This is a genomic window from Magnetospirillum moscoviense (genome assembly GCF_001650635.1).
Taxonomy (GTDB): Bacteria; Pseudomonadota; Alphaproteobacteria; order Rhodospirillales; family Magnetospirillaceae; genus Magnetospirillum; species Magnetospirillum moscoviense.
Map to the genome: position 1 here is coordinate 107,428 of NZ_LWQU01000130.1, position 26,390 is coordinate 133,817.

25 protein-coding genes are annotated in these 26,390 nt (G+C 63.1%); 13 read left to right on the forward strand and 12 right to left on the reverse strand.

The window, feature by feature from the left end; all coding sequences use genetic code 11:
• Positions 1–212: 212 nt before the first annotated feature.
• From A6A05_RS08545 to A6A05_RS08565, 6 genes are all read left to right on the forward strand, one after another.
• Positions 213–4,565, forward strand: coding sequence for a CheR family methyltransferase (locus A6A05_RS08545; protein WP_281193261.1), 4,353 nt, complete (start codon positions 213–215; stop codon positions 4,563–4,565).
• A 328-nt stretch (positions 4,566–4,893) separates the two neighbouring features.
• Positions 4,894–5,052: a DUF3309 family protein gene (locus tag A6A05_RS20105; protein ID WP_082910807.1), complete on the forward strand. Its 159-nt coding sequence runs from the start codon at positions 4,894–4,896 to the stop codon at positions 5,050–5,052.
• A 198-nt stretch (positions 5,053–5,250) separates the two neighbouring features.
• Entirely contained in the window at positions 5,251–6,156 is a 906-nt protein-coding gene (locus tag A6A05_RS08550) for an OmpA family protein (protein WP_068499411.1), read from the forward strand.
• Positions 6,157–6,219: 63 nt separating this feature from the next.
• A complete protein-coding gene (locus A6A05_RS08555) occupies positions 6,220–6,462 on the forward strand; it encodes a hypothetical protein (RefSeq protein WP_068499412.1) in 243 nt (80 codons plus the stop codon).
• A 32-nt stretch (positions 6,463–6,494) separates the two neighbouring features.
• Positions 6,495–7,001 carry an OmpA family protein gene (locus A6A05_RS08560; protein WP_068499413.1) on the forward strand — a complete coding sequence of 169 codons (507 nt, stop codon included), beginning with the start codon at positions 6,495–6,497 and terminating at the stop codon, positions 6,999–7,001.
• Between the two features lie 71 nt (positions 7,002–7,072).
• Positions 7,073–7,573: a hypothetical protein gene (locus A6A05_RS08565; protein WP_068499414.1), complete on the forward strand. Its 501-nt coding sequence runs from the start codon at positions 7,073–7,075 to the stop codon at positions 7,571–7,573.
• Positions 7,574–7,676: 103 nt separating this feature from the next.
• On the opposite strand, the gene A6A05_RS08570 is transcribed toward A6A05_RS08565, so the two are convergent.
• Together A6A05_RS08570 and A6A05_RS08575 are read right to left on the reverse strand one after the other, a co-directional pair.
• Positions 7,677–8,705, reverse strand: coding sequence for a lipid A deacylase LpxR family protein (locus A6A05_RS08570; protein WP_068499415.1), 1,029 nt, complete (start codon positions 8,703–8,705; stop codon positions 7,677–7,679).
• 56 nt (positions 8,706–8,761) lie between these two features.
• Positions 8,762–9,052 (reverse strand): PepSY domain-containing protein, encoded by a 291-nt coding sequence (locus tag A6A05_RS08575; RefSeq protein ID WP_068499416.1) that lies wholly within the window; start codon positions 9,050–9,052, stop codon positions 8,762–8,764.
• Positions 9,053–9,186: 134 nt separating this feature from the next.
• On the opposite strand from A6A05_RS08575, the gene A6A05_RS08580 reads away from it, so the two are divergent.
• Positions 9,187–9,441 carry a hypothetical protein gene (locus A6A05_RS08580; protein WP_156520968.1) on the forward strand — a complete coding sequence of 85 codons (255 nt, stop codon included), beginning with the start codon at positions 9,187–9,189 and terminating at the stop codon, positions 9,439–9,441.
• A 17-nt stretch (positions 9,442–9,458) separates the two neighbouring features.
• Here A6A05_RS08580 and A6A05_RS08585 read toward each other — a convergent pair whose 3' ends face one another.
• The 4 genes from A6A05_RS08585 to A6A05_RS08600 all read right to left on the reverse strand — a co-directional run bounded on the left by A6A05_RS08585 (position 9,459) and on the right by A6A05_RS08600 (position 11,473).
• On the reverse strand, positions 9,459–9,683 hold the full coding sequence (locus A6A05_RS08585; protein ID WP_068499420.1) for a hypothetical protein: 225 nt from the start codon (positions 9,681–9,683) through the stop codon (positions 9,459–9,461).
• Positions 9,684–9,761: 78 nt separating this feature from the next.
• Positions 9,762–9,911, reverse strand: coding sequence for a DUF3096 domain-containing protein (locus tag A6A05_RS08590; RefSeq protein WP_068499422.1), 150 nt, complete (start codon positions 9,909–9,911; stop codon positions 9,762–9,764).
• A 141-nt stretch (positions 9,912–10,052) separates the two neighbouring features.
• Positions 10,053–10,922 carry an ADP-polyphosphate phosphotransferase gene (locus tag A6A05_RS08595; protein WP_068499528.1) on the reverse strand — a complete coding sequence of 290 codons (870 nt, stop codon included), beginning with the start codon at positions 10,920–10,922 and terminating at the stop codon, positions 10,053–10,055.
• Positions 10,923–10,978: 56 nt separating this feature from the next.
• Positions 10,979–11,473: a Spy/CpxP family protein refolding chaperone gene (locus tag A6A05_RS08600; RefSeq protein WP_082910809.1), complete on the reverse strand. Its 495-nt coding sequence runs from the start codon at positions 11,471–11,473 to the stop codon at positions 10,979–10,981.
• Positions 11,474–11,692: 219 nt separating this feature from the next.
• Here A6A05_RS08600 and A6A05_RS08605 point away from each other — a divergent pair, with 219 nt between their 5' ends.
• Both A6A05_RS08605 and A6A05_RS08610 read left to right on the forward strand, forming a co-directional pair.
• Positions 11,693–12,013, forward strand: coding sequence for a hypothetical protein (locus A6A05_RS08605; RefSeq protein ID WP_068499424.1), 321 nt, complete (start codon positions 11,693–11,695; stop codon positions 12,011–12,013).
• A 12-nt stretch (positions 12,014–12,025) separates the two neighbouring features.
• Positions 12,026–12,445 carry a hypothetical protein gene (locus A6A05_RS08610; protein ID WP_068499427.1) on the forward strand — a complete coding sequence of 140 codons (420 nt, stop codon included), beginning with the start codon at positions 12,026–12,028 and terminating at the stop codon, positions 12,443–12,445.
• Here A6A05_RS08610 and A6A05_RS21285 read toward each other — a convergent pair.
• Entirely contained in the window at positions 12,430–13,470 is a 1,041-nt protein-coding gene (locus A6A05_RS21285) for an acyltransferase family protein (RefSeq protein ID WP_068499429.1), read from the reverse strand. The genes A6A05_RS08610 and A6A05_RS21285 overlap by 16 nt on opposite strands.
• Positions 13,467–15,725 carry an RIFT barrel domain-containing protein gene (locus A6A05_RS21290; protein WP_216635776.1) on the reverse strand — a complete coding sequence of 753 codons (2,259 nt, stop codon included), beginning with the start codon at positions 15,723–15,725 and terminating at the stop codon, positions 13,467–13,469. The genes A6A05_RS21285 and A6A05_RS21290 overlap by 4 nt, the downstream gene beginning before the upstream one ends.
• A 320-nt stretch (positions 15,726–16,045) precedes the next feature.
• On the opposite strand from A6A05_RS21290, the gene A6A05_RS08625 reads away from it, so the two are divergent.
• Together A6A05_RS08625 and A6A05_RS08630 are read left to right on the forward strand one after the other, a co-directional pair.
• Complete coding sequence (locus tag A6A05_RS08625; RefSeq protein WP_068499432.1) at positions 16,046–16,954, forward strand: GNAT family N-acetyltransferase; 909 nt, start codon at positions 16,046–16,048, stop codon at positions 16,952–16,954.
• 4 nt (positions 16,955–16,958) lie between these two features.
• Complete coding sequence (locus tag A6A05_RS08630) at positions 16,959–17,885, forward strand: glycosyltransferase family 2 protein (RefSeq protein WP_068499433.1); 927 nt, start codon at positions 16,959–16,961, stop codon at positions 17,883–17,885.
• Here A6A05_RS08630 and A6A05_RS08635 read toward each other — a convergent pair.
• From A6A05_RS08635 to A6A05_RS08645, 3 genes are read right to left on the reverse strand one after another with little or no spacing between them, the layout of a single operon-like run.
• Entirely contained in the window at positions 17,854–20,574 is a 2,721-nt protein-coding gene (locus A6A05_RS08635) for an oligosaccharide flippase family protein (RefSeq protein WP_068499434.1), read from the reverse strand. The two genes, A6A05_RS08630 and A6A05_RS08635, sit on opposite strands and share 32 nt — an antisense overlap.
• Positions 20,567–21,610, reverse strand: a complete 1,044-nt coding sequence (locus A6A05_RS08640) for a polysaccharide deacetylase family protein (RefSeq protein ID WP_068499437.1) — start codon at positions 21,608–21,610, stop codon at positions 20,567–20,569. Before A6A05_RS08640 ends, A6A05_RS08635 begins: the two co-directional genes overlap by 8 nt.
• Before the next feature lie 46 nt (positions 21,611–21,656).
• A complete protein-coding gene (locus A6A05_RS08645; RefSeq protein ID WP_216635777.1) occupies positions 21,657–24,182 on the reverse strand; it encodes a chemotaxis protein CheB in 2,526 nt (841 codons plus the stop codon).
• Positions 24,183–24,607: 425 nt separating this feature from the next.
• On the opposite strand from A6A05_RS08645, the gene A6A05_RS08650 reads away from it, so the two are divergent.
• Positions 24,608–24,823, forward strand: a complete 216-nt coding sequence (locus A6A05_RS08650; protein WP_068499438.1) for a hypothetical protein — start codon at positions 24,608–24,610, stop codon at positions 24,821–24,823.
• Positions 24,824–24,926: 103 nt separating this feature from the next.
• On the opposite strand, the gene A6A05_RS08655 is transcribed toward A6A05_RS08650, so the two are convergent.
• A complete protein-coding gene (locus A6A05_RS08655; RefSeq protein WP_068499440.1) occupies positions 24,927–25,193 on the reverse strand; it encodes a hypothetical protein in 267 nt (88 codons plus the stop codon).
• 378 nt (positions 25,194–25,571) lie between these two features.
• Between A6A05_RS08655 and A6A05_RS08660 the strand changes: the two genes are divergently transcribed.
• Positions 25,572–26,369: a lytic transglycosylase domain-containing protein gene (locus A6A05_RS08660; RefSeq protein ID WP_068499442.1), complete on the forward strand. Its 798-nt coding sequence runs from the start codon at positions 25,572–25,574 to the stop codon at positions 26,367–26,369.
• The last annotated feature ends 21 nt before the right edge of the window (positions 26,370–26,390 follow it).

A 26,390-nucleotide genomic window follows, 5' to 3' on the forward strand; every position in this document is an offset into this window, starting at 1 on the left:
GGGAGTAAATTCCGAACCTCCCAATGCTGCGCAGCACCAATGTAGTGTGCCGCGGTCGGCTGGGCCTGGGTATCGACCGGCGCCTAGCGGCCCCTAACAAATGTAGGTCTGCCAGTAATTTGGGCCACCCGACAAAATAACCATGTTACAATTAATCGATGCGCGTTTCCGGGGCGCAAGCTGAGAGATACTCCCAAATGCAGAACCAAGAGATGCCGCCGTCCGGCGCACCGGAACCGCAGCACAGCCAGGAATGCTTTCCCGTTGTTGGCATTGGCGCATCGGCCGGCGGACTTGACGCCTGCGAAAAACTTCTGTCCGCCATGCCAGATGCAATCGGCGCCGCCTTCATTCTGGTGCAGCACCTGGATCCGACCCACAAAAGCCTGATGGTCGACCTGCTGGCCAAGCATTCGGGCATGGTGGTAAGGCAGGCCGCCGACGGCATGGTGGTCGAGCCCAATTCCGTCTATGTCATTCCGCCGGGAACCTACCTGTCCGTCGCCGACGGCACCCTGCGCCTGACGGCGCCGCAGGCGCGCCACGGCACCCGCCTGCCCTTCGATTTCCTGCTGCACTCGCTGGCCGATGAATATGGCGCACGGTCGGCCTGCGTCGTCCTTTCCGGCACCGGAAGCGACGGCAGCCTGGGACTGAGGTCGATCAAGGCCAGATCGGGTCTGGTCATCGCACAAGATCCCGACCAGGCCGGCTATGACGGCATGCCCCGAAGCGCGATCTCCACCGGCGATGTCGATCAAGTGCTTTTGGTGGAAAGCATCCCTGCCGTTCTGGCGGATTTTTCCCACCGGCTGTCCCTCTCCCTTTCCGACGACCAGGATGCGAAGCCGGCCGATCGCGAGGACTGGCTGCCCGAGATCATCAGCCACCTGCGGGCCCAGACCTCGCACGACTTCACGCTTTACAAGCGCGGCACGCTGCAACGCCGTATCCTGCGGCGCATGGGGACCGACACCATCAGCCCGGGCGATATGGCGCGCTACCTTGACCGCCTGCGGGCAGAACCGGACGAGGCCGAGCTTCTGGCCAAGGACCTGTTGATCAACGTCACCAGCTTCTTTCGCGATCAGAAGGTGTTCGAGTTCCTGTCGGAAAACATCATCCCCGACCTGATCGCCCGGCGACAGGCGGACAACACCCTGCGCGTCTGGATCGCCGGGTGCAGCACCGGCGAGGAGGTCTATTCGCTCGCCATGCTTCTGCGCGAGCAGATCACGGTGACGGCCGGCAGCACCAAGGTGCAGATCTTCGCATCCGACGCCGACCCCGATGCCGTGGCCGCCGCCCGCGAGGGTCTGTACCCGGAAACCATCGCCGCCGACGTTTCAGAGGCGCGACTGACCCGGTTCTTCATCAAGGAAGGCCACAATTACCGGGTTACCCCCGAACTGCGCACCATGGCGGTTTTCACCGTGCATGACGTGTTGTGCGACCCGCCCTTCTCGCACCTGGACCTGATTTCCTGCCGCAACCTGCTGATCTATTTGCGTCCCGAGGCGCAGGCCAAGGTGATTTCGCTGTTCCACTTCGCCTTGCGCGACGGCGGCATTCTCCTGCTCGGCAGTTCCGAAACCGTCGGGAGCAGCGAAAGCCGCTTCCGCGTCGTGTCGAAACCAGAGCGGATCTATCGACAGATCGGCCGCCACCGTCCCGGCGATCTGGGCCTGTCCCCGGCCTCGGCCCCGGGAATCCGCCCGGCCACACGGGTGGGGCAGTCCGCCGGTGCCTCGCGCCAGGCGGTGTTGGCCGAACTGTGCCGCCGGATGGTGTTGGACGCCTTCGCGCCGGCAGCCATCCTGATCAACCGCAAGTTCGAGTGCCTTTATCTGCTGGGGCCGACCGACCGCTATCTGAGCGTCACGCCCGGCTATCCGACCCATGACCTGCTGTCGCTGGCGCGGCCCGACCTGCGCACCAAACTGAGATCGGCCATTCACAAGGCCAGCCAGGACGGCGCCAGGACGGTGGTGGCCGGCGGCACGGTCAGCCATGACGGCTTCGATCATGCCTTCGCCATCGATGTGCAGCCGGTGGCCCATGAAGGCGAAGACCTGTTGCTGGTCTGCTTCATTGACGCCCCCCAGCAGACGGAGGCGACGCCAGCGGTCGCACCGGCGGATCGCACGCGCGTTGCCGAATTGGAATTGGAACTTGAAGCGACGCGGTCGGAATTGCTGGGCGCCATCCGCGATCTTGAATTGTCGAGTGAAGAGCAGAAAGTCATCAACGAGGAAGCCCTGTCTGTCAACGAAGAATATCAGTCAACAAACGAAGAAATACTGACGTCAAAAGAGGAACTTCAGTCGCTGAACGAGGAGCTTACCGCACTCAACAGTCAGCTTCAGGAAACCCTGGAGCAACAGCGCACGACAGCGAACGATCTGGAAAACATTCTATGCAGCACTGACCTTGCCACGATATTCCTAGACCTTGCATTCAACATCAGGTTCTTCACCCCAAGGACAAAGAATATCTTCAGCGTCATTCATTCCGATATCGGCCGCCCCCTGGCCGACCTGAGTTCGCTGGCCGAAGATCCCACCTTGCTGGAAGATGCGCAGACGGTGGCGCGCACCCTTGAGCCGCTGGAGCACGAAGTCGAAGCCCGCAACGGCAGTTGGTACCTGCGCCGCATCCTTCCCTATCGCACCAAGGAAAACGGGGTCGAAGGCGTGGTGATCACCTTCACCGACGTCACCGAGCGGCACAGGATCGCGGACGCCCTGGAGGCCGCCACGCAGCAGGCGCAAGGGGCCAACATCGCCAAGTCCCAGTTCCTGGCCGCCGCCAGCCACGATCTTCGCCAGCCGCTGCAGACCCTGACGCTTCTTCAGGGATTGCTGGAATCCACGGTGACCGGCGATACCGCCCGGGACCTGGTCGCCCGCTTCGACGAAACGCTGGGCGCCATGTCGGGTATGCTGAACACCTTGCTCGACATCAATCAGCTGGAGGTCGGCACCGTTCATCCCGAGCGGGTCGATTTCATGATCAACAAGATCCTGACCTCCCTTGCCTCCGAATTCAGCTATCATGCTCAGTCGCGCAATCTGACCCTTCGCGTGATGCCGTGCACCATGATCATCAACAGCGACCCGCGCCTGCTGGAGCAGATGATCCGAAATCTGCTGTCCAATGCGTTGAAGTACACCCAAACCGGCAAGGTGCTTCTGGGCTGCCGCCGCCGGGCCGGACGGCTGAGCATCGAGGTGTGGGACACCGGCATCGGCATTCCCGCAGACCAGATCGACGCGATTTTCAGCGAACATTATCAGATCGATAATCCGGCCCGGGAACGCGGCCGGGGGCTTGGCCTTGGCCTGTCCATAGTCCAGCGGCTTGGCACCTTGCTGGACCACCACATCCGGGTCGACTCAAGGCCGGGCCAGGGCTCGATGTTCGCCATCGAGGTGGGACCGATCGCGCCCGCGTCGCCTTGCTCCACCCAACGCCCGAGCCATGGTGTGACCTCGTGGGCCGCTCCCCGCAACGGCCAGATCCTGATCGTCGAGGACGACCCCGAGGTCCGCGACCTTCTTCAGCTCTATATCCGGGCCGAGGGTCTTCGCTCCGCCTCGGCCTATGACGGCATCGCGGCCATGGAGATGGTCACCGCCGGAGCCATCCACCCCGATTTGCTCCTGTCGGATTTCAACCTGCCCAACGGCATGGACGGCGCCCAGCTGGCGACCAATATCCGATCCCACCTTGGCCGCCAAATCCCGGCCATCATCCTGACCGGAGACATCTCGACCGAGACGTCGCGGGCCATTTCACGGGCCAATTGCATCAAGATCAACAAACCGGTGCGATTGCAGGACCTGAAGCGGACCATCCTCATCCATCTTCCCACGCTGCCACCCACTGCTCCCGCAGCGGCCCGTCCGACCGAGAAATCGGCCGAGCCGGCACACGACTCCCCCACGGTCCATGTGGTCGATGACGACGACCAGATTCGCGACACCATCCGCGAACTCCTGGAAGGAGTCGGGCTGGCGGTCGAGGATTATGCGTCCTCCGAGGCGTTTCTGGCCTCGTTCCGGCCCGGCCGCGAAGCCTGCCTGCTGATCGACGCCTATTTGCCGGGAATGAGCGGCATCGATCTGCTGCACCGTCTGAAGGATACCAACCAGAACCTGCCGTCCATCATGATCACCGGCCACGGCGATGTTCCCGTCGCGGTCGAGGCGATGAAGGCCGGCGCCCTGGATTTCATCGAAAAGCCGGTCGGCCAGGCCAAATTGCTGGACTGCGTCAGGCATGCCATCGACCTGTCCCGAGACGCCGTCAAACTGACGAGCTGGCGGGAAACGGCCGCCAACCATCTGGCCAGCCTGACCCCCCGGCAACGCCAGATCATGGAACTGGTTCTGGCCGGCCACCCCAGCAAGAACATCGCCGCCGACCTGGGCATCAGTCAGCGCACGGTGGAAAACCACCGCGCCTCGATCATGAAAAAGACGCGCGCCAAGTCGCTTCCCGCCCTTGCCCGTCTGGCCGTCGCCGCCGGCAAGGCCGGACAGGAAAGCCGACCCGACGAGTGATACCGGCCAACCTTTGATGTGACTCGTTGGCCGGTATCCTGCCGCCATTGCGGCGGCGGCCAAGCCCGCGGATGCGGGCGCCCGGCCGAGGGGCATTCACCAATCACGAACCGAATACAGACCCTGCAAAACGCTGCTGCCGATTGGCGGCAGGCGCCAGTCTTCGTGCGCACGAAGGTCAGGCATTATGTTGGTATATTCCACCCCTCCTCAAACCAACAACATTACAAGTATTATACATAGTACGTACATTTCAGATCGCGACATCACACATGCTCGCAATGCATCCAGTTCAACTGGATACATACATACCCAAGGAATTCATACGATGAGCTTAGGAACAATTCTGCTGATCGTGCTGGTTCTATTCCTGATCGGGGCTCTTCCCCGCTGGCCGCATAGCGCCGGGTGGGGATACTACCCTAGCGGCGGACTCGGCCTGATTTTGTTGATCGTCGTCATCTTGCTACTCACCGGGCGACTATAGCCAAATAACCTGGGTATTTTCCGACGCTGTACCAACAGCGACGCAAGGTAATACCCTGCACATCCGCAATAATGAGACAACTTCTTAATTTCCGGCAGACAATCTAGAGCCTCAGACGGTTTCCGCATGCCGCCTCATTATCGATGATGAGACATGCAAGATTATCTGTTTTTCCAAATGTATCCAAGGAGAACACAGATGAAATCGTACGCGAAGCTCGCGGCGCCTTTGTTTCTTTTCAGCCTGGCCGCCTGTAACGGCACCCCGGCCAACGGCTGGATCCCCGGAAGCGTCTACCAGATCGAACAATTGTCCATGGCGACCTTCAAGGGCTCGCCCTTCACCCAGGCCCTGGCCGCCAACTATCTGGCCCTCGCCCGGGCCGAAAAGGAAGAGTACGACTGGAATTCCCAGAAGACCTTCGCCTCCAAGGGCCTGATCGCCGCCAAAGGCACCGCCCCGCCGCCGGAGACGCTGGAATACTGGAACGTCTCGGACCGTGCCGCCGCCAAGGATCTGGGCATTGCCCGGGCGCGCCTGATGACCATGCTGGCCACCGACGCGCCGGCGCGGGTGCCGCAATGGGCCGCCAACGCCCAGACCAATTTCGACTGTTGGATTCAGGAACAGGAAGAAGGCTGGCAGTTCGACGAGATCGCCGCCTGCCGCACCGCCTTCATGACGACCATGGACCTGATCGCCGCGCCGCCAAAGCCGGTTGCCGCGGCAAGTCCTTCGGTGCCGCCCGCACAGCCGGCCGCCACCAAGCAGACCAACTTCCTGATGTTCTTCGACTTCGACCAGTCCGCTCTGACGTCCGAGGCGAGCAGGATCATCGCCAACGCCGTCAAGGCCATCGCCGCCGACAAGCCGGCGATCATCAAGATCATCGGCTACACCGACACCAGCGGCACCCCGGAATACAACATGAAGCTGTCGCTGCGCCGCAGTCAGGCGGTCGAGAACGAACTGACCCGCAACGGGGTTGCGCCGTCGTCGATCCGCGTCGAGGGCGTCGGCGAAGGCAATCTGCTGACACAAACCGCCGACGGGGTGCGCGAGCCGCAGAACCGCCGCGCCACCATCGACCTCCTCGGGCGATAGACAACCCTGCCCGGGTGGCGCCGATCCCGGCGCCCGCTCGGCCCCTTTGAAGGAACGGACATCATGAACCGCATCGCACTTGTTCTTGCCATGCTCGCCACGGCCGCCTCGCTCGCCGCCTGCGGGTCCTCGACCGGCGATCGCGCCATCAGCGGCGGCGGCATCGGTGCCGGCGTCGGTGCCCTGGGCGGCTTGCTCCTGGGTTCCCCCATCGAGGGAGCGCTGATCGGCGGCGCCGTCGGCGCCGGCGCCGGCGCGCTGACCAAGGAAAAGGACATCAATCTCGGCAAGCCGATCTGGCGCTAGAGCCGTTTCCGCGCCATTCCCAGGAGGTATCCATGTCTTATTTCATCAAGATTTCCCGTTTTGCCGTCGCGACTTGCGCCGTGGCGCTGGTTTCCGCCTGCGCCGCTCCGGCGAAGGATCCGCAGGCGGCCTCCTCCAAGGCCTATGTCCCGCTGGCCGGCGAGCCGGAACTGGTCGGGGCCTGGTATCAGGTCTATTTCGACAGCAACAAGGCCGAAATCGACGACCGCGGCCAGATGATCGTCAAGAAGGTGGCCTATGTGGTGGCCAACACCACCGGGTCGCGGGTGACCGTGATCGGCAAGACAGACCGTGCCGGCGACGCCTCCGCCAACATGGTCCTGTCGCAGAAGCGGGCCGACCAGGTCCGCGACGCCCTGATCGTCGCCGGCGTTCCTGCCGCCACCATCGACACCAGCTGGACCGGCGAAACGAAGCAGGAAGTCTCGACCGTCAATGACATGGCGGAAAAGCGCAATCGCGTGGTCGATATCACCGTGGTCAAGGCGCCAAGCACCGCCTTCCGCCAGGGCAACTGAGAATTCGACCCCTTTTGCGGGCGGGTCCGAACGGCCCGCCCCTTCGCCGCCCCGTCTCGAAAGGACGTCCCATGCTCAGCGATTCATTCGGCTATCGCCAACTGACCATTCTTTCGGCCCTGGCCCTGACCGGCCTGGCCCTGGTCGCCTGCGCCCCGCAATATCCGCCGCCCGAGCAGATCGGGTCCAGCAGCCCCAGGATCAGCTATAAGTACCATACCGACCAGGATCTGGTTCAGACCAACCAGACCGCGGCGAACTTCTGCAGCCAGTATCAATCGGTGGCCCGGACCATGACCTTCGCCAACGACCCCGACGGCAGCAAGTCCGTCTCGTATGAATGCGTCAGGCCGGCCCCGCAATATATGCCGCAGACGGTGGCCCAGCCGGCCCCGGCCCCCTATTACAACCCGAACATGGCCTATAGCTATCGATCGGAACAGGAATTGGCCGAAGCCACACGCAACGCCCAGGTCTATTGCATGAACAACGGGGCGCAGCAGGTCAGCTCGACCATTTCGACCAACATGGACGGCAGCAGAAGCGCACGCTTCTTCTGCTCTCCCCACTAATTACCGGCCGCGGTCCCTCCCGGCACCCCCTGGGGAGCGGATCGATCCGGTAATCGAAGGCAGAGCCGGGCTTGATGGCCCGGCTCTGCTGATTCCGGGTCGGTCACAGCGAGAATGAGATCGACGCCACCCCGATCACGTCGGCCTTGTCCTGGCCCTCGAATTCGCTGGTGCGACGAACCGCCCCCAGCATCATCTGCACATCCCTGGACCAGAACAGCGACAGCCCCGCCTGGAAATCGGCCACCACCGGCATCTTGTCCACGCCCGGCCCATCCTGGACCAGACTGCCGTCCAGGAAGATGTTGTGGGCGACGAGCCGGCCTTGAAGCCCGGCGAAGACGGAATATCCCAGCTTGCCGTCCAGACGCGCGCCGTCGAAATAGTCGGTCCCGGACAGCCCCGGCCGCACCCTGGCTCCGCCGTAATCGACCTGAAGATTGCGGCCCCAGCGCAGCATCGCGCCAGCGCTGGCATAGGTGAACACGTTGCCGATTGTCGCCCCGGCTTGCGGAACGACATCGACACCGCCCCCGGGACCGCCCAGCAGGGCGAAACGCCACAGCCGCTCGTAGCTCAAGACGATGCCCGGCTCGTTGTCGAGTTCCTCGCCCCAGCCCCAGGCCTGCTTGATGCCGATGAATTGGTGATAGTCGTTCTGACTGGACCGCCCCATGGCGCCGGGGCCGACGATTCCGACGGACAGCTCAAGGTTTTCCAGGCTGTTGCCGGCGCTTTCCTGCAGCAGGCTGGTGCCCAGATACAGCCAGCCGGCATAGGGGCGGTCGCGGCCGTCGGGCGACTTCCTGCTGACATCTTCGGGGGTGAACAGGCTTTGCCCGACGAAAACGGAATAGCGCCGCGAAACCGCCTGGCCGGAATCGGGCGGGGCGATCAGGGCGAACGGCTCGGCCCACGGGCTGTCGGCCTTGATCGCCCCGGTGAGAAGCGAAATGCGCAGGCCCTGGGTGTAGTGACGGTCCGAACCGGTATAAAGGGAATCGTTTTCTTCCAACACACCCATGCGCGGGCTGTCTTCGGCAAGCGCGGGCCCGCACAGCGACAGCAACAGCCCGCAGGCCACAATCCCCTTGCGGGAAGGCGGCGATCGCCGCAGATCAAATGACGACATCGGCACACCCCCTTCATGGCCAGGTTCGGCAGCCGCGCCCCCCCCGAGAACCAGCCCTAATTGCCTTCGATGATCACCTGACCTTGCGGGGTCAGAACGATATTGACCGCGACGCCATTCCTGACCGCCGTCGCATGCCAGAAATTGTCGCAGCTTTTCTTCAGGCCGCTGATGTCAAGGAACCCTGCCGCTTCCATCTTCTTCTTCGCCGATTGGGCCGAGGACGCATCGATGATGTCGCCATCGAGGCATCCTTCCGCCTGGGCCGGGGAAGAAATCCACGGCCATCCGCCGATACCAAGCGACACGATCGTCACCACCACCATGGTCCATATCTTGATCAACATTGGCCACCTCAATTGTATATTATTTTCTACGCCATGTTTTATTTTTATAAATCCGTTAAGTAGATTCCGATTCTTTCCACGAGCATGGCAACACATGACATTTGACCTGGTCACATGAGGATCGGAGGTCAGGCATGGTTGAGAGTCCGCTGCAGCCGAACAGGTCGATGCCTTTGCCCTTGGCGAAGTTGCGCGGCTATTCCACCCCGCTGCCGTCCGGTACCGATCCGGCGCTGCTCCGCATCATTCAACGCTCGGTCACGGATGCCCGTGACGCCGGACTTGACCAGTGCGGGCAGACCCGCCAGGCCGCCGAGGCGGTTCAGCGCGTGAGACCGGACTTCGCCGCCGACGAGGCGCTGACCCTGGTCCAACGGACCCGGGACTGACACGGCGATCGCGCCCGTTATCGCCGGCGATACAGTCCGCCCCCGATCATCAGCAGGCCCAGGGCCAGGACCGCGCCACTGGCCAGCGGCGGGATGGCATAGGATGTGGCTTCCTGCGTCTGCACCTTCAGGTCGCCGATGGTGGCGACATCGTGGGTCTGGCGCATGGAAAAGCTGGGAACCGCCAGGCCGATGCCGCCAAGCACCACCAGAAGCACGCCCAGGGACATCAGCATGTTCATGATCGAATTCTCCCTGCGTCGCCGACGATTCTTCGGGGGCCCGGTGCGGGACGGAGCCGGTTGGGTGCGCGGGCACAGCTACTTGAAGAGCTGCGGGTACAGTCCGACCACGCCCACGATGATCAGATAGATCGCGACGATGTAGTTCAGCAGCCGTGGCTGGACCAGAATCAGAATTCCGGCCACCAGGGCGATAATCGGCTCGAGCCGTAGCGATTGGAAATCCATGTGCCTTACCCCAGTGCGAGTTGGCCGCCGCGACGAACGCCGCCCTGACCAACGCCAGGCGGGATTCGTCAGCGAAGATCCACCCCCGACAGTAGCGGCCCGGCCCGGTTGCCGGCAGGATCGGAAACTACCTGCGGTCGTTCACCGGACCAGTTGGGCGCGGACCGACAACAATTGCCGCCGCCGTTCGGCATCCGATTCCGGGGGCGTCATCTTCAGCCCCTCCAGCGTATCGACGATGATCTTCGACACGATCAGCCGGCTGGTTTGCTTGTCGTCGGCGGGTACCACGTACCACGGCGCCTCGCGGGTGCTGGTCGCTCCCAGGCAGGCCTCGTACGCCTCGATGTAGGCCGGCCAGAACCGGCTTTCCTCGACGTCGGCGATGTTGAATTTCCAGTGCTTGCGCGGATCGTCGATGCGCTCGATGAAGCGCTTGCGTTGCTCGTCGCGCGAAAGGTGCAGGAAAATCTTGATGATCTTCGTCTGGTTCAAGTGCAGATGCGCTTCCAGATTGACGATCGAGCGATAGCGGTCGCGCCAGACCGAATTCTCGTTCTTGGGCAATCCGGGAATCCCTTCGCCCCGCAGGATTTCCGGGTGGACCCGCACGATCAGGACTTCCTCGTAATAGGACCGGTTGAAGATGCCGATCCGGCCGCGCTCGGGCAGATCGCGGGTGGTCCGCCACAAGAAATCGTGCTGCAACTCGGCCGGGCTGGGATGCTTGAAACTGAAGACCTGGCAGCCTTGCGGATTGACGCCGGACATGACATGGCGGATGGCGCCATCCTTTCCGGCGGCGTCCATGGCCTGGAAGATCACCAGCACGGCATATCGGTTCGAGGCGAACAGAAGTTGCTGCAACGCGCTCAGATGCGCGACATGCCGGGCCAGACGCTTCTGGTAGTCACCGGTCGAAGCGCAGACCGGCGCGATGCGGGTCGGCCATTTCCCCAGATCGACACGGGCGCCGGCATCGACACGGAAATCCGTGGTGCTGATCTTCATCGCCATCCCCTTTCCGGACAAGGGGCGCCAAAGCGCCCCCTCCCAGCGTGATCAGTCTATTTGTAGTCGTAGTGGCGGCGATGGTCCTTGTCGTGATGCTGGGCCATGATCAGGTCGGCCTGCTTCTTCTGCTCGGGGCTGAGAACCGCGTAAAGCGCTTCGACCTGAGGGACCAGTTGCTTCAGTCCGCTGGAATATTGTTCGAGCATGCCCTGCCTGAGCTTCAGGCTGTCCACCACGGTCATGGTCTTGCCGCGCGACATCATGTCGGCCCGGCCGGCCTGGAAGGTCTTGGCGTTGTCGCGCATGGTCTGGGCGACGTTGTTCCACAATTCCTCCTGCGCCGACGTGATGCGCAGCTTGTCGTGAATTTCCTTGATCTTGCGCTCGCCATCGCCCGGATCACGCATAGCCTTGCCCGACGACATGGTCTTGGTCGGACTGTCGGACGGCTGGGCCCAGGAGTTCGACACCGGCAGGGTGGCAAGGGCGGCGCCGATAAACCCGGCCACGGCAATGGCCCGTCCCGAGTGAATGGTGAAAAGTTTCATGATAAATCCTCGCAGGATTGGGCTTGAGCGGGAGAATCCCGCACAATCTCCACATCACACATTGAAACGCGCGCCAGACAATAGTATCGGCATGTACCTACACATATAAACGCGCAGCCCATGCTCAATCAAATTGAGTAGTTTCCACAACTCTACGCCAGCCACTATTAGACCCATTCTCACTTTATTGATTAATATCCATAATATGGAGAATCTTCCATGGCCGACCTGACCACACCCGAGGCGATTGGCGCCAAGTCTCCGGATCTGCAATTGGTGATGGCCGATATCGCCACTCTGAAGCGCGATCTGGCCGCCCTGCTCACCACCATGTCCGGAATCGTCGCCAGCGACGTAGCCGGAGCCAAAGGCCTGGCCGTCCATCTGGGCGACGACATGCGCCAGGCCTATCACGACCTGGCGGCCCAGGGCGAACGCACGGTCAAGGCCATCGGCCACCAGGTCGAGGAACGGCCGGTGGTCTTCCTGTTGCTGGCCTTCGCCGCAGGCTTCCTCGGCAGTCGATTGCTTCCGCGCTAGGGCCGCCGAGCGATGGAGCCCATCATCCGAGCGGTGGTTCTGTCCTTGGTTCAAGGCAGCGCGACCGGAAGTCGGCAATCGCCATCCAACAGCCTGGCCGCCGCCACCTTGTGGGCGGTGGCCAGCGCCGTGTTGGCCACCGCCGCCATCGCCGCCGCCGCCGTGGCGCTATGGCTGTGGCAAGCGGCCAGCATGGGGCCGATCGGCGCCACCCTTGTGGTGTCAGGGATGTTGCTGGCGGCCGCCCTGGCCGCCTGGGCCGCCCTGCGCCGTGCCCTGGTCCAGCCCAAGCATTCCCCCCCGGCATCGAGCGACGCCCTGGACCTGCTGCTGCGGGAATCGGGACGGCTGTTCCAGGAAAACAAGGGCGCGGCGCTGGCGGCGGCCTTCGCCGCCGGCTTGGCGGCAGAGCGCTATCAACGGGACAAATAGCGGAACAGACGGCGGACCAGGCGCATCAGCGGATATTCCACCAGCCGCGACACCACGATGCCGCCGCCGATCCCGGCGACCACCAGGATTGCGTATCGCGCCCAGACCCACTCGCCCAGCCCGATGCGGTCCCACAGCTTGTCCGCCAGGCCGATAAAGGTCAGGTGGAACAGATAGATGGAATAGGACGCACGCCCCAGCCACGCCATCGCCGCTGCCGACCGGAAATGGCCGCCACGTTCCCGCCCCACCAATCCGACGACGATCAAAGCCGAAGCCAGGCCATAGCTCCAGCGGGTCGAGGGGGCGTAACCATCGAACCAGCCGGCCACCTCGGCGGCGGCCAAGGCCGTGATGAGCGTCAGCCCCACCCAAAGAATGTCGCGGGAAAAGGCCACAGGGTCTTGCCGCACCCACCAGGCCGCGCCCATGCCCAGAAAGAATTCCAAATTATAGGCCGAAACGAAGACCGGCATCAGCCCGACCGGCTGCCCGGCAAGCGCGACGGCGATGGCGGCAAGCCACACGCCCAGCAGGGCCAGACCTGCGCCGCGATGAAGGATCAGGACGGCGAAAACCGCGTAGAAGATGATCTCGTGCTGCAAGGTCCAGGCGACGCCGACCAGCGGTTCCGCCCGCGTCGGCAACAGGGTTGCCGCCCATCCCACCTGGGCGGCAGTCGGCGCAGCAATCCGGCCCGACCAAAACGCAGCCGCCACGGTCAAGCCCAGGATGACCCAGTAGATGGGATAGATGCGGGTGAAGCGGCGGGCCGCGTAATGGCCCAGTCGCCGGGGCCGGCCCAGGTCGCCGCCATGGACATGCAAGATGATGAAGCCGCTGATGACGAAGAAGAAATCCACCCCGGCATGACCGAACTGAAAGGCCTGCTTGCCCAGCGGAAAGCCGACATTCTTATCGAGATGACGGGCGGCGTGATACAAAACGACGGCAATGGCGGCGACGGCTCGCGCCAACTCGACGGATTGCAGCTTGACGATGGCCGGGGCGGGACTGGCGGTCACCGCCGGATGCCGCGCGGCACGATGGCGAAGGTCGGGTTGGTCGGGAAGGCCCGCACCATGCCCGGGGCCTCGACCTGCAGCCGCCTGTACGCCATGGCCGCGCCGGCGATGTCGAAATCGGCGGCAATGGCCAGGACGGCGTTGGCGTTGGCGACATAACCCCCGGCACTGTCCGGTTCCCCGAAGGGAAAGGCCGGCGGGCACACCTTGACGTCGGGCCAGTTCAACTCGAACAAGGCGCGCCAGGTGGGAAGGATGGGCCCGCCCCGCTCGCGGATCTTGATGTAATAGGCCGGCGCCATCTGGTGGCAGAACCCGTCGGCATCGGCGGCCCAGCGGCCAACCGAAAACCGCCCCAACCAGCGCAGCACCTCCTCGGCCCCGGGAACCCCCTGCTGGGCCAATTGACCGAAGGCCATGAACAGGAAATCCTGCTGCCAGGGCGCCATCACCCCCGGATCGTCCGGCTTGGCGATGATCCCGAGCACCGAGCCTTGCGCCGGATCGGCATTGCCGGCATATCGCTTGATGTACCAGGCGACATTGGCCGCCAAGCGGCTGTTGAAATAGCCCTTCATCGGATGGGAATCGGGCAGGATCAACGCTGCCTCGCCCAAGGTTCGCAACGACCAGGCCTGGCCGCGCACCTCGTTGGCGAAGATCAGTCCGGCCGATCCGCCGCGATAGACCGGATCGACGCTGGCCAGCACCCAATTGGCCCAGAAGGCCACCTCTTCCAGATAGAACAGATCGCCCGACAGCAGATAGGGCAGATAGGACAAGGACGGATGATGGGCGATTTGTGCCGTCCACGGGCTGTCGCCGATGGTGACGGCCGGAAAGGCATCGCGAGGGCGCGCACGGCCCGGCCCCATGACCATGGTCGGGTGATCGTCAAGGCTGATCGGCAAGTCGGTACGCTTGTCGCGGTAATGAAGCGGAACCCCGGCCCCGGCATCGGCGTTGGCGAACAAGATCGCCCGCGCCCCGGAATCCATGGTCAGCAGGGCGACCACCGCCCAACGCGGCAACAAGCCGATATCCGGCCGGCCGCCGGCGGTCGGCATATAGGTCATCACCTGGGCCGTCCCCAGCGGACCGGTGTCGCGCTTGGCGAAGGACGCCACGTCACGCTGAACGACGGCTGCCGGAATCACCAGGGTGGGGTCGAAATGCGGGACCGCCCCGGATTGCAGCAGATAGGGGATGTGCTGGGCGATCTCGGGCTCGGAGAATCCGTCGGACCACACCACCTTGTGCCAACGGGCGCGATGGGTATGGGAGACGTCCTCATGGTGATAGGCGACCACCCCATTGCGTCGGATGGCGATATCATAGGTGAAGTTCCGCGGGTCCGGCTCGGTGGCCCAGCCGTTCTCGAGGATCACGTCGGCGCGAACCGCCTTGGACTGGCCGTACCGGCGGACATGCAGCCGGGCCGATAGCTGCGGATGGACCTGGCCGGTGACGGGCGAGGTGAAGGGCACGACGATGGCCTGTTCATCCGCCACCGGGCCGGCCAGCCACACCGCCCCCGCTGTTTTCGGCGGCAAAGCCGCCACCCACGTCGCGGGCGGCTCGACGGCCAGATAGGGCAACACCGACACCCGCCCCGGCCCGTCATGATCCGCCGACACGACAAACGTCTCGCCGCGCCGGATGGTGGTGACCCACAATTTCTCATAGCCGTCATTGGCGCCGTTCCAGCGGGCGCCATAGCGGGTGCTTTGTCCGTTGATCACCGCAACGAAAGCCTGGGCGATCCGCATGAAAGGCGCCATGTCGCCCCCGGACATCGTCGGACCGACCACCAGACTGAACCGCTCGTCGCCGATGGCCAGAGTGATGGTTTGGCCCACCCGGAACGGCACCCCCGGCGTGGTGCCCTTACGATCGCCGAATTTGACCACGCTGACCTGGCGCGAGAACACGGTGATCTCGACGCCAAGGTCGAAATCAGGCTTGGCCGGGACCGCGATGGCCGGGGCCTGACCGGGAAGAATCGCCAAGGTCGTCGGGGAATGGGCCAGATCGGCGCTGATCACGGCGAAGCGCAAGGAGCCGTCGGGATGGGTGGCCCGAGCGTCCAACTGCAACGTCACCGGCGCGCCGCGATCGTCACGCCCGATCAAGGTGGCGCCGCCGGGCACGTCACCCGGCCTGAACGGTTGCCCAAAGGTGACCGGCAGCGCCCCACCCGCCCCGACCTGTCCGGTGACCCGCACACAGGTGACGGCATCGGCGGGGCAAGCCAACACATCTGCGGCAACAACAAGGCCCGCCACAAAGACGGATAACATCTTTACGAGCATCGTCATATACAATCATAGTTTTTAATTCGAGAAATATCGAATATTTTTCACCGTGACATAGATTAAAGTCGCCGCCAATCCAAAACGTGCTAGCGTAGCAAGCTATTGAACTCACATTGATTGGAAGATAATTGTCTGAGTATTATCACTCACATACTTATTCACCATTTGATGTCTCCCTACAGGACCGCACCCTGTGGGCCGATATCTGCGCGTCATCGCCGGATCTGGCCTCAGCGTTTCTGGCCTTTCCCTACATCCTGATGGCGGCGCAGGACTTTCCCGGCATCCGGATCTGCGCGATCAAACGCGAGGGCCGCACGATCGCCTTCCTGCCCTATCAATTCGCCAGCCGGACCCATCGATTGTTGGGCTTTGGCCAGCGGGTCGGCGGCGAGTTGAACGATTCCTTCGGCCTGGTGGCCGCCCCCGATTGCGAACTGTCCCCACTTCGGCTGTTGCGCCTGGCCGGGCTGAACGCGCTGTTGTTCACCCATCTCGACCAGGGACAAGCGCGCTTCGGATTGGCGGGATCGCAGCCGCAGCCCGGCCTTCGCATCGATCTGTCCTTGGGCAGCGCCGCCTATTGGGAAGCGCTCAAGCGTCGGGACAAGCGTTTCGTCGCCGACACCGAACGGCGCGAGCGCAAGCTGATCGAGGCCCATGGCCCGCTTCGCCTGTCCTTTCACCACGACAATTCCGACGCGGAACTGACCCGGCTGATCGCCCGAAAGCGCGAGCAATACGCCCGGACCGGGGTGGCCGACAGCCTGGCCGACGCCAAGACCCGGCAATTCCTGCGCCGACTGGTCAAAAGCGACGATCCGCTGTGCCGGGGGGTGATGAGCACGCTCCATGCCGGCAGTACCTGGGTGGCGTCGCATTTCGGCCTGATGCATCACGGCACGCTGCACTTCTGGTTCCCGGTCTACAATCCCGACCTGCAACCCTTCTCGCCCGGCCGCATCCTGGTGGCATCGCTGATCGGACAGGCCGATGCCCTGGGAATTCGCTGCATCGACCGGGGCGTCGGCGACAGTCAGGCCAAACGTGATTTCGCCAACGCCGAACACACCTTCACCCGCGGATTGTGGCATCGGCACACTGTCTCGGCGGGGCTGATCCGCGCCGGGCTTTCGCTGCGATGGCGGCTGGACGGGATGGGGGCTTAGAAGCATGCCGCACGAACTGGTCAGCGTCGTCATCCCCGCCCATAATGCCGCCCGGACCCTTCACCGCGCCTTGGCGTCGGTGTTTATCCAAGACATCTCGCCGCTCGAGGTCATCGTCGTCGATGACGGCAGTTCGGACCGCAGCGCCGATCTGGCCGCCGACTTCGCCGGCGGCGTGGTGCGGGTGATCCGGCTGGACCAGTGCCGGGGCGCCGCCAATGCCCGCAATCACGGCGTCGGCGCCGCACGCGGTGATCTGATCGCTTTTCTGGACGCCGACGACGAATGGATGCCAACCAAGCTGGCTCGTCAGACGGATCTGCTGCGGGCCAATCCGGCCATGGATTTCGTGTCCTGCGGCGCCCGACTGATCGCGCCCGACGGCAGCGATTGCGGCAATCTCTATCCCGGCCGGCCGCCGGCCTGGGGGCGTGAGGCCTGGCGGGTCCTGCTGGCCTACAACTTCATCGCCACCCCCAGCGTCGTCGTCCGCCGCCAGGCCTTGAATAAGGCGGGGGCCTTCGACACGACGCTGAAGGTCGGCGAGGATCAGGATATGTGGATCCGCTTGGCCCTGGCCGGCGAACTGGGCTATGTCGATGCCATGCTGGTTCAGGTCCACGAGACGCCCAACAGCCTGTCCAATGGCAATTTCCAAGACCAGTTGGTCTATACCCTGCCGATGATCCGCCGCCATATCGCGGCCCAGCATGACCACCTGACCCCGCGCCAGGTCAACGCCATCATGGGCAACCGGCTGGGTCGGCTGGGCGGAGCGGCCCTGGGACGCGGCCTGCGCCGGGACGGCGCCGGCCTGATCGTCCGCGCCATGGTTCGGGGAAATCGCCCCCTCAAGAACGCCTTGCTGCTGCTGCGCGCCGCCCTTCCGGTGGAATGGCTCAAGCGGGTTCTTCGGCGACTTCATCGCTGACCGTTCCCACCACCCGGGCGAGGAACCCATCCATATCCGCCCGCAATTCCTCCTTGCGCCGCAAGATCGCCAGATTGAGGATGTCGCGCGTGCCGACCATCCTGGTCAGGTGCGCCACGATCTCGGCGGCATTGGCGGTCGCCGCCGGCACGATCTCGGTCAGCCCCATCAGCTCGTAGAAGGCCCAGTTCTTGGAATCATAAGCCAGGTTAAGGGTGGGCACGCCGACATTGGTGGCCAGGATGCAGGAATGCAGCATCTCGCATAGATGGATATCCAACAGGGCGTACCACGACAGCATCTCCTCTGGCGGGACATCGACCACGGTCAGCGGAATGCCGGCGCCTTGCAACAGCCGGGGGATCAGCCTTTCGGCGTCGGAATGGACGAAATAGAAGATGCGGCAATGGTGGGTGCGGCCAAGCGCCTGCAACACTTCGACCACCAGCGGAAACAGGCGCACCAGCAGCCGCGTCGAGGCCGGTCCGTGAAAGGCGAGGTTGAGCCCCAGCCACACCGTGCCGTCCGGCCTTTGCCGCGTCGGCACGATCTCCTTGCCGGTCAACAGCAGCGCCGGGTCGGGGATCAGGACGGGCATGCTGGCTCCGACCGCCAGGGCTTGGCGCGTCACCGCGTCGCGCACCGAGGTCAGGGTCAAGGTATCGACGAATTGTTCAAGCAACGCCGTCGATTTCGCCGTCAGCACCGGCTGGCCGGTTTGCTGGGACAGCAGGCAATTCAGCCCCAAGCCGAACCCGACGATGGGGCAAGTCAGGCACCGATAGGCCTCGAGGTGCCGGGACAGTCGCTCCGGCAGGTTGCCGTCGGCATCGCACGAGATATAGCCGCCGCCGGCGATCACCACCAGATCGGCGCGCTGGTTGGCCATGGTGACGAACGCCTTGTCGACCTGATCCCAGCCGAACTCGGTGATATCGATATCGCCGGGAAAGGCGCTGCGCAGCAACTGGATCGTGGCGCGCCGAATGGCGCTGTCGCCCCGGTTGGAATCAATGCGATCCTGGTAGGTGCTGTAATGGAAGTCCCACCGCCGCCACACCCGCCATTGGGCGATATCCAGCATCCGCCGGACGCGATTGCGGCCCCAGGCCAGCGGCGTCCTGGCCATGGGGCGTCCTTCGGCCTGGGACGAGAAGGTGCTGACGACGAAAATCCGGAGATGGCGGGATTGCGGCTCAAGGATCGACTGGGCCGGCTTGCGGGCGAAAGCGCTGATCAGGGCATATTCCGGCCCGGGCGGACGGCCGGCCAGCCACCACAGGAGCAACAGGCTGGCGGCGTAGGTCGAAGCCCCCAGACCGATGTCGAAGATCAGCCGTACCGGCGCCAGATCGGGAAAATGGGGATGGACCCAGCGGACCGCCGCCGCCATGGCGACGGCGGACAAGGCCGGCCGCCACAGCCGGATCAGCCAATCGCCGGGGCGCAGGGGAACGATCCGCGACAGGGCGACGAACACCCCGGGAATGAACGCCAAGGTCACCATCGTGCGGGTGGCGGCGACGGTCTCGACCGAGCCCAGCCACGCGGCGGCGACGATCGCCGGAACCGTCAGCGCAGCGCGGCTGACCGCTAAGGCGGCGCTGGTTCGGGCGTGGCCCGACGCCCCGATCAGGGTGATGCCGCTTTGCATGATCGCATAGAACGCTCCGCTCATGGCCAGCCATTCGACCAACGGCACCGCCTTGCTCCAGCGCGGCCCCAGCAGAACGGCGACAAAGTCCTCGGCCACCAGCATCACCCCGGTGGCGGTAGCGCAGACCACCAGGGCGGTGGTCGCGAACACCCCCAGATAGGCGTCGGCCAGGGCGGACTTGTCGCCGGCGATCCGCGAGAAGATGGGGAACAGGGCCCGGCTGGCGGGCAGGATCAGTTCGACGGTCGGAGCCGTGGCGGCATCGGCGGCGACGTTGTAATTGCCCATGGTGGCGGCATCGGTGGTGTTGCCGACGACCACTTCGTCGATCTTGTCTTGCAGGAACTGGGCGACATGGACCAGCAGCATCCAGGCGGAGAACGACCAGATTTCGGCCGTCTTGGTCAGGCACAGGCGGGGACGATAGGGATGAACCATGTAGCTGATCGCCACGGCGAAAACGCGGCCGCCCAGAATGCCCAGGACCAGGGCCCAATAGCTTTGCAGCCACAACGCCACCGCGATGGTGAAGATGAAGGTGATGACCCGCTGGGCGACCTGATAGGAATATTCCTTGGAAAACTGCAGGTCCTTGCGAAAGGCAACCACACCGATATTCTCGAAGCCACCGATGAAGGCCCGCAAGGCCAGCACCTCGATGATGTCGATGGCGCGCGGCTCATGGAAGAAGCCGGCGGCCCACGGCGCCAGTCCCCATAAGATCAAGGTGATGGCGGTGCCGATCAGGATCGACATGGTCCATACCGTATCGAAATGCTCGCGACTGGGATCGGGATGACGGATCAGGGCCAGGATCTGCCCGGTCTGGCCGAAAACCTCGACCAATCCGATCACCAGCACCGCCATGGCCGCCAACCCGAAATCTTCGGGCGACAGTAGCCGGGCCAGGATGAAGGTATTGACTAGGCCGATGGACCGCAGCGTCCAGCGCAGCGCCACCATCCAGGCCGAGCTTCGAACCAGGCTGCGGTTGACGTTGAAGACCGGCACCCGCGAGATCGCGTCACTCATGGACATCGCTTTCTTGGAGATTGGAGAGCGAGCGCAGCCGTCCCAGATGGCGGCGTTGCCGCAGAAACAACCATGTGGCAAGGCGATGGCGCTGCAGACGCCCGTGATTGTCGGCGATGTGTTGGGCCGCGATTTCCACCCGTCCCAAAACGGCCGCCGGCCGGCCGGCATTCAGCAGGTTGAGAACGCCGTCGCTGGTGAACAGCACCTTGAACCCGGCGGAAAAGGCGGCAGAGATCAGCGCCGGGGAATAGCGTCCATGGGGAAACGACATGGCGGGCCGGAAGGCCCCGGCCAGACTGCCCTCCAGGGCTCGCCACGACCGTTCGAGGTCTTCGAGCGGTTCAGCCATCATGGTCAGCGGCAGATGGGCCGCGCCATGCGACCCAACCTGCATGCCCGCCGCGACCAAGTCCCGAAGCCGCCCAGGCGTCAGCATGTGACGGGGTGATTCCTGGTCGATCCATGGCAACAGCGCCTGGTGGCGACAGCCGGGGGCGACGGCGCCATAGCGCACCAGGAGATCGAGGGCGGCGCAGTCGGCCGGAGGCGGTGCGCCATCCCCCTCGACCGCGTTCCATAATTGCGTGACGCTGGCCCGTTGGTCGCGCATGGCCGCCAGTAGCACCTCTTGCCACCAATACGGTCGCTCATCGAAGATCGCGTCGCTGCTGGCAAACGTCACCGCCGACATCGCCTCGGCCGCCAGGATCGGCGCCGCGTATTCAAGGTTGTCGTCCCAGCCATCGTCGAAGGTGATCAGCAGGCTGCGCCCGGGCAGAACGCCGCCGCCGCCCTGGGCGGCCATGACCGCATCGACATCGACGACGACATAATGACGGCGAAAGAAGGCCAGGCACTGGCCAAACAGTTCGGTGCTGACGGTGTAGGCCGGGTCCGCTCCGGCCAGGCGGGCGGCGGGAAGCACCCGGTGGAACATGACCACCGTCAGGGTCTGACGGTTCTTCAGGCGATGAACGGCATCAAGAAGACCGATCCGGTCGCCGCAGATCTTCGCCGCGTCGCGAACGCCCATGGCCGACCGCTCCTTGTCGTCTCGGCCTCCCCGGAGTGGGAAGGCGTTAATGCCGATACATCGTCGCCGACGCCTCCAGATTGCGGATGTTCGCGAAGGTGATGACCACTCCGTCGATGGAATTGTCCTTGGTGCGGTATGGCGATATGCGCACCCGATAGCGCTGCCCATCCCGGGCGTCGGCCTCACGTTCCTTGAAGGTCTCGGAGCCCAGGACCGCCTCGACATCATCGACCAGATGCGGATAGTCGAGAACGCTGACCATGTCCGACAGCGGGCGACCGACATCGGCCGGCATCAGCTTGAAAAGCTTGGTGGCCGATGGGGTGTAGCGGCGCAGGTGCATCCCGCCGTCCAGGAATATGGTGGCGACGTCCATGCAATTGAGAAGATTTTCCGTGTCGTTCTGGGCCGAGATCAGGCTGTCGATCTTGGCTTGGCGCTCGACGAGGATGGCCTGCAGTTCCTCGTTCATCGCCTGCACCTCCTCCTTCGCGGTCATCAATTCCTCGTTGGCGGATTGCAGGTCCTCGTTGCTGGAGGTCAACTCGTTGACCGAAGACCGCATTTCCTCGCGCATGACCAGCAAGGCGTCGCGCGCTTCCAGCAATTCCCAGGCATGGCCGTTACGGGCCAAAGCGGCCATCACCGGTCCTTTCGCCGCCGATTCCGGCCTCACCACGTTTTGAAAGACCACCAGCAGGCGGTCGCGCAGGGATTCTGGACTGTCGATCAACTGAACCGTGACGGCGACGACTTGCATCGTTCCGTTGATCTTGATCTCGACATCCTCGCCGCGAATCGTCCCGCCCTGCTGCTGGGCGCGGCGGATCAGGCCGGGCAGGACCGTCCGCAAGGCGCCACGCGCCATCGCATGGATGTTCAGGTTGACCTTGCCCGCCGCCGGTTCCAGATACGGCCCGATCTGCCCGCTGATATAGAGCAGATCGCCCGATCCGCTGATCAACACTGCCGGCGGAGCATAGGTCTGCTGGATCAGCTGATCGGTCAAGGTCGCGAAACTATCCAGCACGACCGCCCGCGGCGGCATGGAAGCCGTCTCGTCGGAACGGCCGGGTGTCGCGCCGGGATGCGGCTTGACCTCCGGCGCGGGCGGATCGAGCCGCCGGAACAGATGTGCCGCCCCCCCCACCGGTGCGAATAGACTGGCCGGCGGACCGGCACTTTCTGATCCGCCAAGAAGAAGCGTTCCGCCAGAATTCAACGCGTAACTGAAAATTGGCATCAATTTCGCTCGGAGGGCATCATTGAAGTATATCAGCAAATTACGGCATGATATGAAATCAAGCTTGCTGAATGGCGTGTCTACAATGATGTTATGGTGGGCGAATACTACCATATTCCTTATTTTCTTACACACATGGTATTTTCCATCATCCTCGACGAAGAATTGCGCAAGCCGCTCTGGGGACATGGTGGCGGCAATCGCGCCGGAATAGCACCCCTTGCGAGCCAGGATGACCGCCTCATGATCGAGATCGGAGGCATAGATCAGCACCTTTACCCTGTCTGCGGACTTACTGCGTTCCATGGCCTCGCGGAACAAGATCGCCAGGGAATAGGCTTCTTCACCGGTCGAGCATCCGGGAACCCAGGCCCGCACCGCGGCGCCATCGGATCGTCTTGCCAGGATCTCCGGGATCGTCGTCCTCTCCAGCTCCTCCCAGACCTCGGGATCGCGGAAGAACGCGGTGACGCCGATCAGCAACTCACGGGACAGCAAGTCGAGTTCGTGCGGATTGCCGAGCAAATAGGTCTGGTAATCGGCCAGATTGGCGATCTGATTGAGCGCAATGCGCCGCTCGATCCGTCGGATCAGGACCGTGCGTTTGTACAGTGAATAGTCATTGCCGCCATGGCGGCGCAGCAACGTGATGATCTCGTCAAGCTTGCCCTGGATCAAAGCTTCCGCCGCCGCATCTCCAGGCCTGGCCCGGATCGGATGTTTGAGATAGGCGGCGATCAGCGCGGGCATGTCCTCGGGCCGCGCCACGATATCGACGCCTCCCGCCGCGATGACCACCCGGGGAATGCCGTCGGACTGGGCACCGGCCGGGTCCTGAATCAGCGCCAGCCCAGCCCGTTCCCTGATCGCACCCAGACCGGCCACCCCATCGGCTTCCAGTCCCGAAAGCACCACGCCGATGGCGTCCTGCTGCCGATCCTCGGCCAGCGAGCGAAAGAAGGCGTCGATGGGCAAACGCATGCCATGCCGCTCGAAAGCCGGCGCCAGAGACAACATTCCGTGATGGATCGAAACGTCCTTGTCGGGCGGGACGACGTAGACCACGTTCGCCTCCACCACCATGCCATCGCTGACGGGGACCACGGTCATCCGGGTGACCGGACGCAGCAACTCGGCCAGAGCGCCGGCATGGTCCGACGACAAATGCTGGATAAGGACAAAGGCCATGCCGCTGTCGGCGGGAACGCTGGACAGAAACCGTTCGGTGGCATCCAGGCCTCCGGCCGAACATCCGATGCCAACAATCGGCAGTCCAAGGGCGGACGGAGCCGGCCGAGAACGGAGATCACCGGATGACAGAGCCATTTCCCACCTAACTCGATAGCTGAACCCCGGATAATAGAACCAGGGAACGCTCATCTAATACATTCGGAAAATACCCAGCCAAGATACCGGCCAAAGCCAAGGAACTTACACGGATGCCGACAACGCCTCCGACACCATTAGCGCCATTTTCATCACGATTTTCCTGTTGTTAGTTTTGTTGATATGATTTTTGTAATGCCATCCTTACACAATTTCCACATTATTTTAATGCAATGAATGAGTGAATTCCGACACTTATATACGTTATACGATGCTATACACTACACATACTGTCACACTTGAAACACATTGCACGAAAATCAGCTTTGAAATCTTGCCACATCATTGGTGGCAGCAATTATTTAGGAGATAATTCGATGTTACTCCCCCCTGTTCCTAATAGACTTAGCCTTCACGCGATTTCGATGCACCTTCTTTGGGCGAAAACCAATTGGCAGAACGTGCAGGAAGAGGCCTTGGACGGCTGCAGCGCCGCACAAGAACTGGTCTGCGCCCACAAGACGCATCACACCGTCTCCGTGGACACACTGAAGTCGTATCTGGCCCACCTCGCGTCGCGCCAGAACACCTGGAGCACTGCGACCGACGAAGGCCCCGCCAACGGCGCCATTCTCGCCTGACCTGCCGACATGGCAGCCCCACAACCAAGCCCGCCTTCCATGCCTGGAAGGCGGGCTGGCTGTTCACGCATCCGGGCCGCGACCGGGGTGCTTCTCGACCAGATCATTTGGATCCCGGCCACCGTGGCGGCATTTGCCCGGTGTGACGGACATAGCGCAACGCCAGCGACGCCTCGTGCAGGTGGCCGATAAGACCGTCCATCCGCGTAACAATCTCCATTTCCACCCGCGCCCCATCGACAACAGGAAAGCAGTTGCGATGAAGTAATTGCTCCGCCTCCGCCGCGAGTTTTAGCGCAACCGCATTCAACTCGTAAGCTATAACGGCAATTGTGGATTCCGGCTCACGCATATTCCTTTGCACGCTCATGACACGTCTCTCCCATGAAATTTTTTTATTTGTGACGCAGACTGGAAAAAAACAGACGAAAACACTACCACCCCACATCGTGGTCGCTGCTTTTTCCCATGACCACGGTAGCGAGACACCGGGGCGGTGGGTATCTTCGGGAAATACTCAATCAATACTTATAGATATCATTCATGGCAAATACATGGCTACATTCTAGTTATTCAGCGATCAGAGAACATGCCTCCGACACCTTACCGAAGCAAAATAAACAATTCACCACGAATGACCTGAAAACAAAAATCAAATGCCAAACTAACAAACATTATGGACAGCCACATAATGAATACCACGTCGATTATATTCATGGTTTTTGCTGCGGCCATGCTCGGGAGCACCATGGCTCACGCCCAGTATGACGAGGATGCCAGCGGCGAAGCCGCCCGCGCCATGGCCCTGCACTGTCCCTCGGCCGAGGCCGGCAGTGCCGAATCCCAATACCATCTGGGTTGGATGTATCTGTCGGGACGTGGCGTCAGGCGAGACGCCGTCAAAGCCGGGCGCTGGCTGGCCGATGCCGCCGCCAATGGCGACCCGCAGGCGGCCGCCGTGATGGAACGCTTCCGGATTGGCTCGGATGGCCTGGCGGCCCGATGCGCCTTGCGGAAGCCGCCACCGGGGCCGGCCGCATGGCGCGCCGTCGCCGCCCCGGCCGAGGTCGCCAGGCTTGTTTCCGACCTCGCCCCGCTGCACGGATTGGACCCCCGCCTGGTCTTGGCCGTGATCCAGGTGGAATCCGCCTTTCGGGCCGACGCGGTCTCGCCGCGCAACGCGCAAGGCCTGATGCAGGTGATTCCAGCAACCGCTGAACGGTTCGGAATCGATGACCCGCTGGACGTCCGCGGCAACCTGACCGCCGGCATGAAATACCTGCGGTGGCTGCTGTCTTATTTCCGCGGCGACGTCTCGCTGTCGCTGGCCGCCTACAATGCCGGGGAAAAGCGGGTGTTCGATTATGGCGGCATTCCGCCATTCCCCGAGACCAGGGCCTATGTCCTTCGCATCCGAACCTATTACCCCGCACTTCGCCACCCCTTCGACCCGCAGGTGGCGGCAGGAAGCGGTCGTCCCTGGCCGGCCATCTGTTCCGGGGACGATGTCACCGAGCCACCGGTTCGTTGCCCGACCGCCGACTGACCCATTCTTCTTCAGGAGTCT

Bases quoted from the DNA above. Each gene is read 5' to 3' on its own strand.
- A6A05_RS08630 (WP_068499433.1), top strand. From the start codon at position 16,959: ATGCCGCACGAACTGGTCAGCGTCGTCATCCCCGCCCATAATGCCGCC.
- A6A05_RS08660 (WP_068499442.1), top strand. From the start codon at position 25,572: ATGGCTCACGCCCAGTATGACGAGGATGCCAGCGGCGAAGCCGCCCGC.
- A6A05_RS08545 (WP_281193261.1), top strand. From the start codon at position 213: ATGCCGCCGTCCGGCGCACCGGAACCGCAGCACAGCCAGGAATGCTTT.
- A6A05_RS08555 (WP_068499412.1), top strand. From the start codon at position 6,220: ATGAACCGCATCGCACTTGTTCTTGCCATGCTCGCCACGGCCGCCTCG.
- A6A05_RS08605 (WP_068499424.1), top strand. From the start codon at position 11,693: ATGGCCGACCTGACCACACCCGAGGCGATTGGCGCCAAGTCTCCGGAT.
- A6A05_RS08565 (WP_068499414.1), top strand. From the start codon at position 7,073: ATGCTCAGCGATTCATTCGGCTATCGCCAACTGACCATTCTTTCGGCC.
- A6A05_RS08640 (WP_068499437.1), bottom strand. From the start codon at position 21,610: ATGGGCGTTCGCGACGCGGCGAAGATCTGCGGCGACCGGATCGGTCTT.
- A6A05_RS08550 (WP_068499411.1), top strand. From the start codon at position 5,251: ATGAAATCGTACGCGAAGCTCGCGGCGCCTTTGTTTCTTTTCAGCCTG.
- A6A05_RS08610 (WP_068499427.1), top strand. From the start codon at position 12,026: ATGGAGCCCATCATCCGAGCGGTGGTTCTGTCCTTGGTTCAAGGCAGC.
- A6A05_RS08600 (WP_082910809.1), bottom strand. From the start codon at position 11,473: ATGAAACTTTTCACCATTCACTCGGGACGGGCCATTGCCGTGGCCGGG.
- A6A05_RS08595 (WP_068499528.1), bottom strand. From the start codon at position 10,922: ATGAAGATCAGCACCACGGATTTCCGTGTCGATGCCGGCGCCCGTGTC.
- A6A05_RS08580 (WP_156520968.1), top strand. From the start codon at position 9,187: ATGGTTGAGAGTCCGCTGCAGCCGAACAGGTCGATGCCTTTGCCCTTG.
- A6A05_RS08655 (WP_068499440.1), bottom strand. From the start codon at position 25,193: ATGAGCGTGCAAAGGAATATGCGTGAGCCGGAATCCACAATTGCCGTT.
- A6A05_RS20105 (WP_082910807.1), top strand. From the start codon at position 4,894: ATGAGCTTAGGAACAATTCTGCTGATCGTGCTGGTTCTATTCCTGATC.
- A6A05_RS08635 (WP_068499434.1), bottom strand. From the start codon at position 20,574: ATGAGTGACGCGATCTCGCGGGTGCCGGTCTTCAACGTCAACCGCAGC.
- A6A05_RS08590 (WP_068499422.1), bottom strand. From the start codon at position 9,911: ATGGATTTCCAATCGCTACGGCTCGAGCCGATTATCGCCCTGGTGGCC.
- A6A05_RS08650 (WP_068499438.1), top strand. From the start codon at position 24,608: ATGCACCTTCTTTGGGCGAAAACCAATTGGCAGAACGTGCAGGAAGAG.
- A6A05_RS08585 (WP_068499420.1), bottom strand. From the start codon at position 9,683: ATGAACATGCTGATGTCCCTGGGCGTGCTTCTGGTGGTGCTTGGCGGC.
- A6A05_RS08560 (WP_068499413.1), top strand. From the start codon at position 6,495: ATGTCTTATTTCATCAAGATTTCCCGTTTTGCCGTCGCGACTTGCGCC.
- A6A05_RS08645 (WP_216635777.1), bottom strand. From the start codon at position 24,182: ATGGCTCTGTCATCCGGTGATCTCCGTTCTCGGCCGGCTCCGTCCGCC.
- A6A05_RS08625 (WP_068499432.1), top strand. From the start codon at position 16,046: ATGGCGGCGCAGGACTTTCCCGGCATCCGGATCTGCGCGATCAAACGC.
- A6A05_RS08575 (WP_068499416.1), bottom strand. From the start codon at position 9,052: ATGTTGATCAAGATATGGACCATGGTGGTGGTGACGATCGTGTCGCTT.
- A6A05_RS08570 (WP_068499415.1), bottom strand. From the start codon at position 8,705: ATGTCGTCATTTGATCTGCGGCGATCGCCGCCTTCCCGCAAGGGGATT.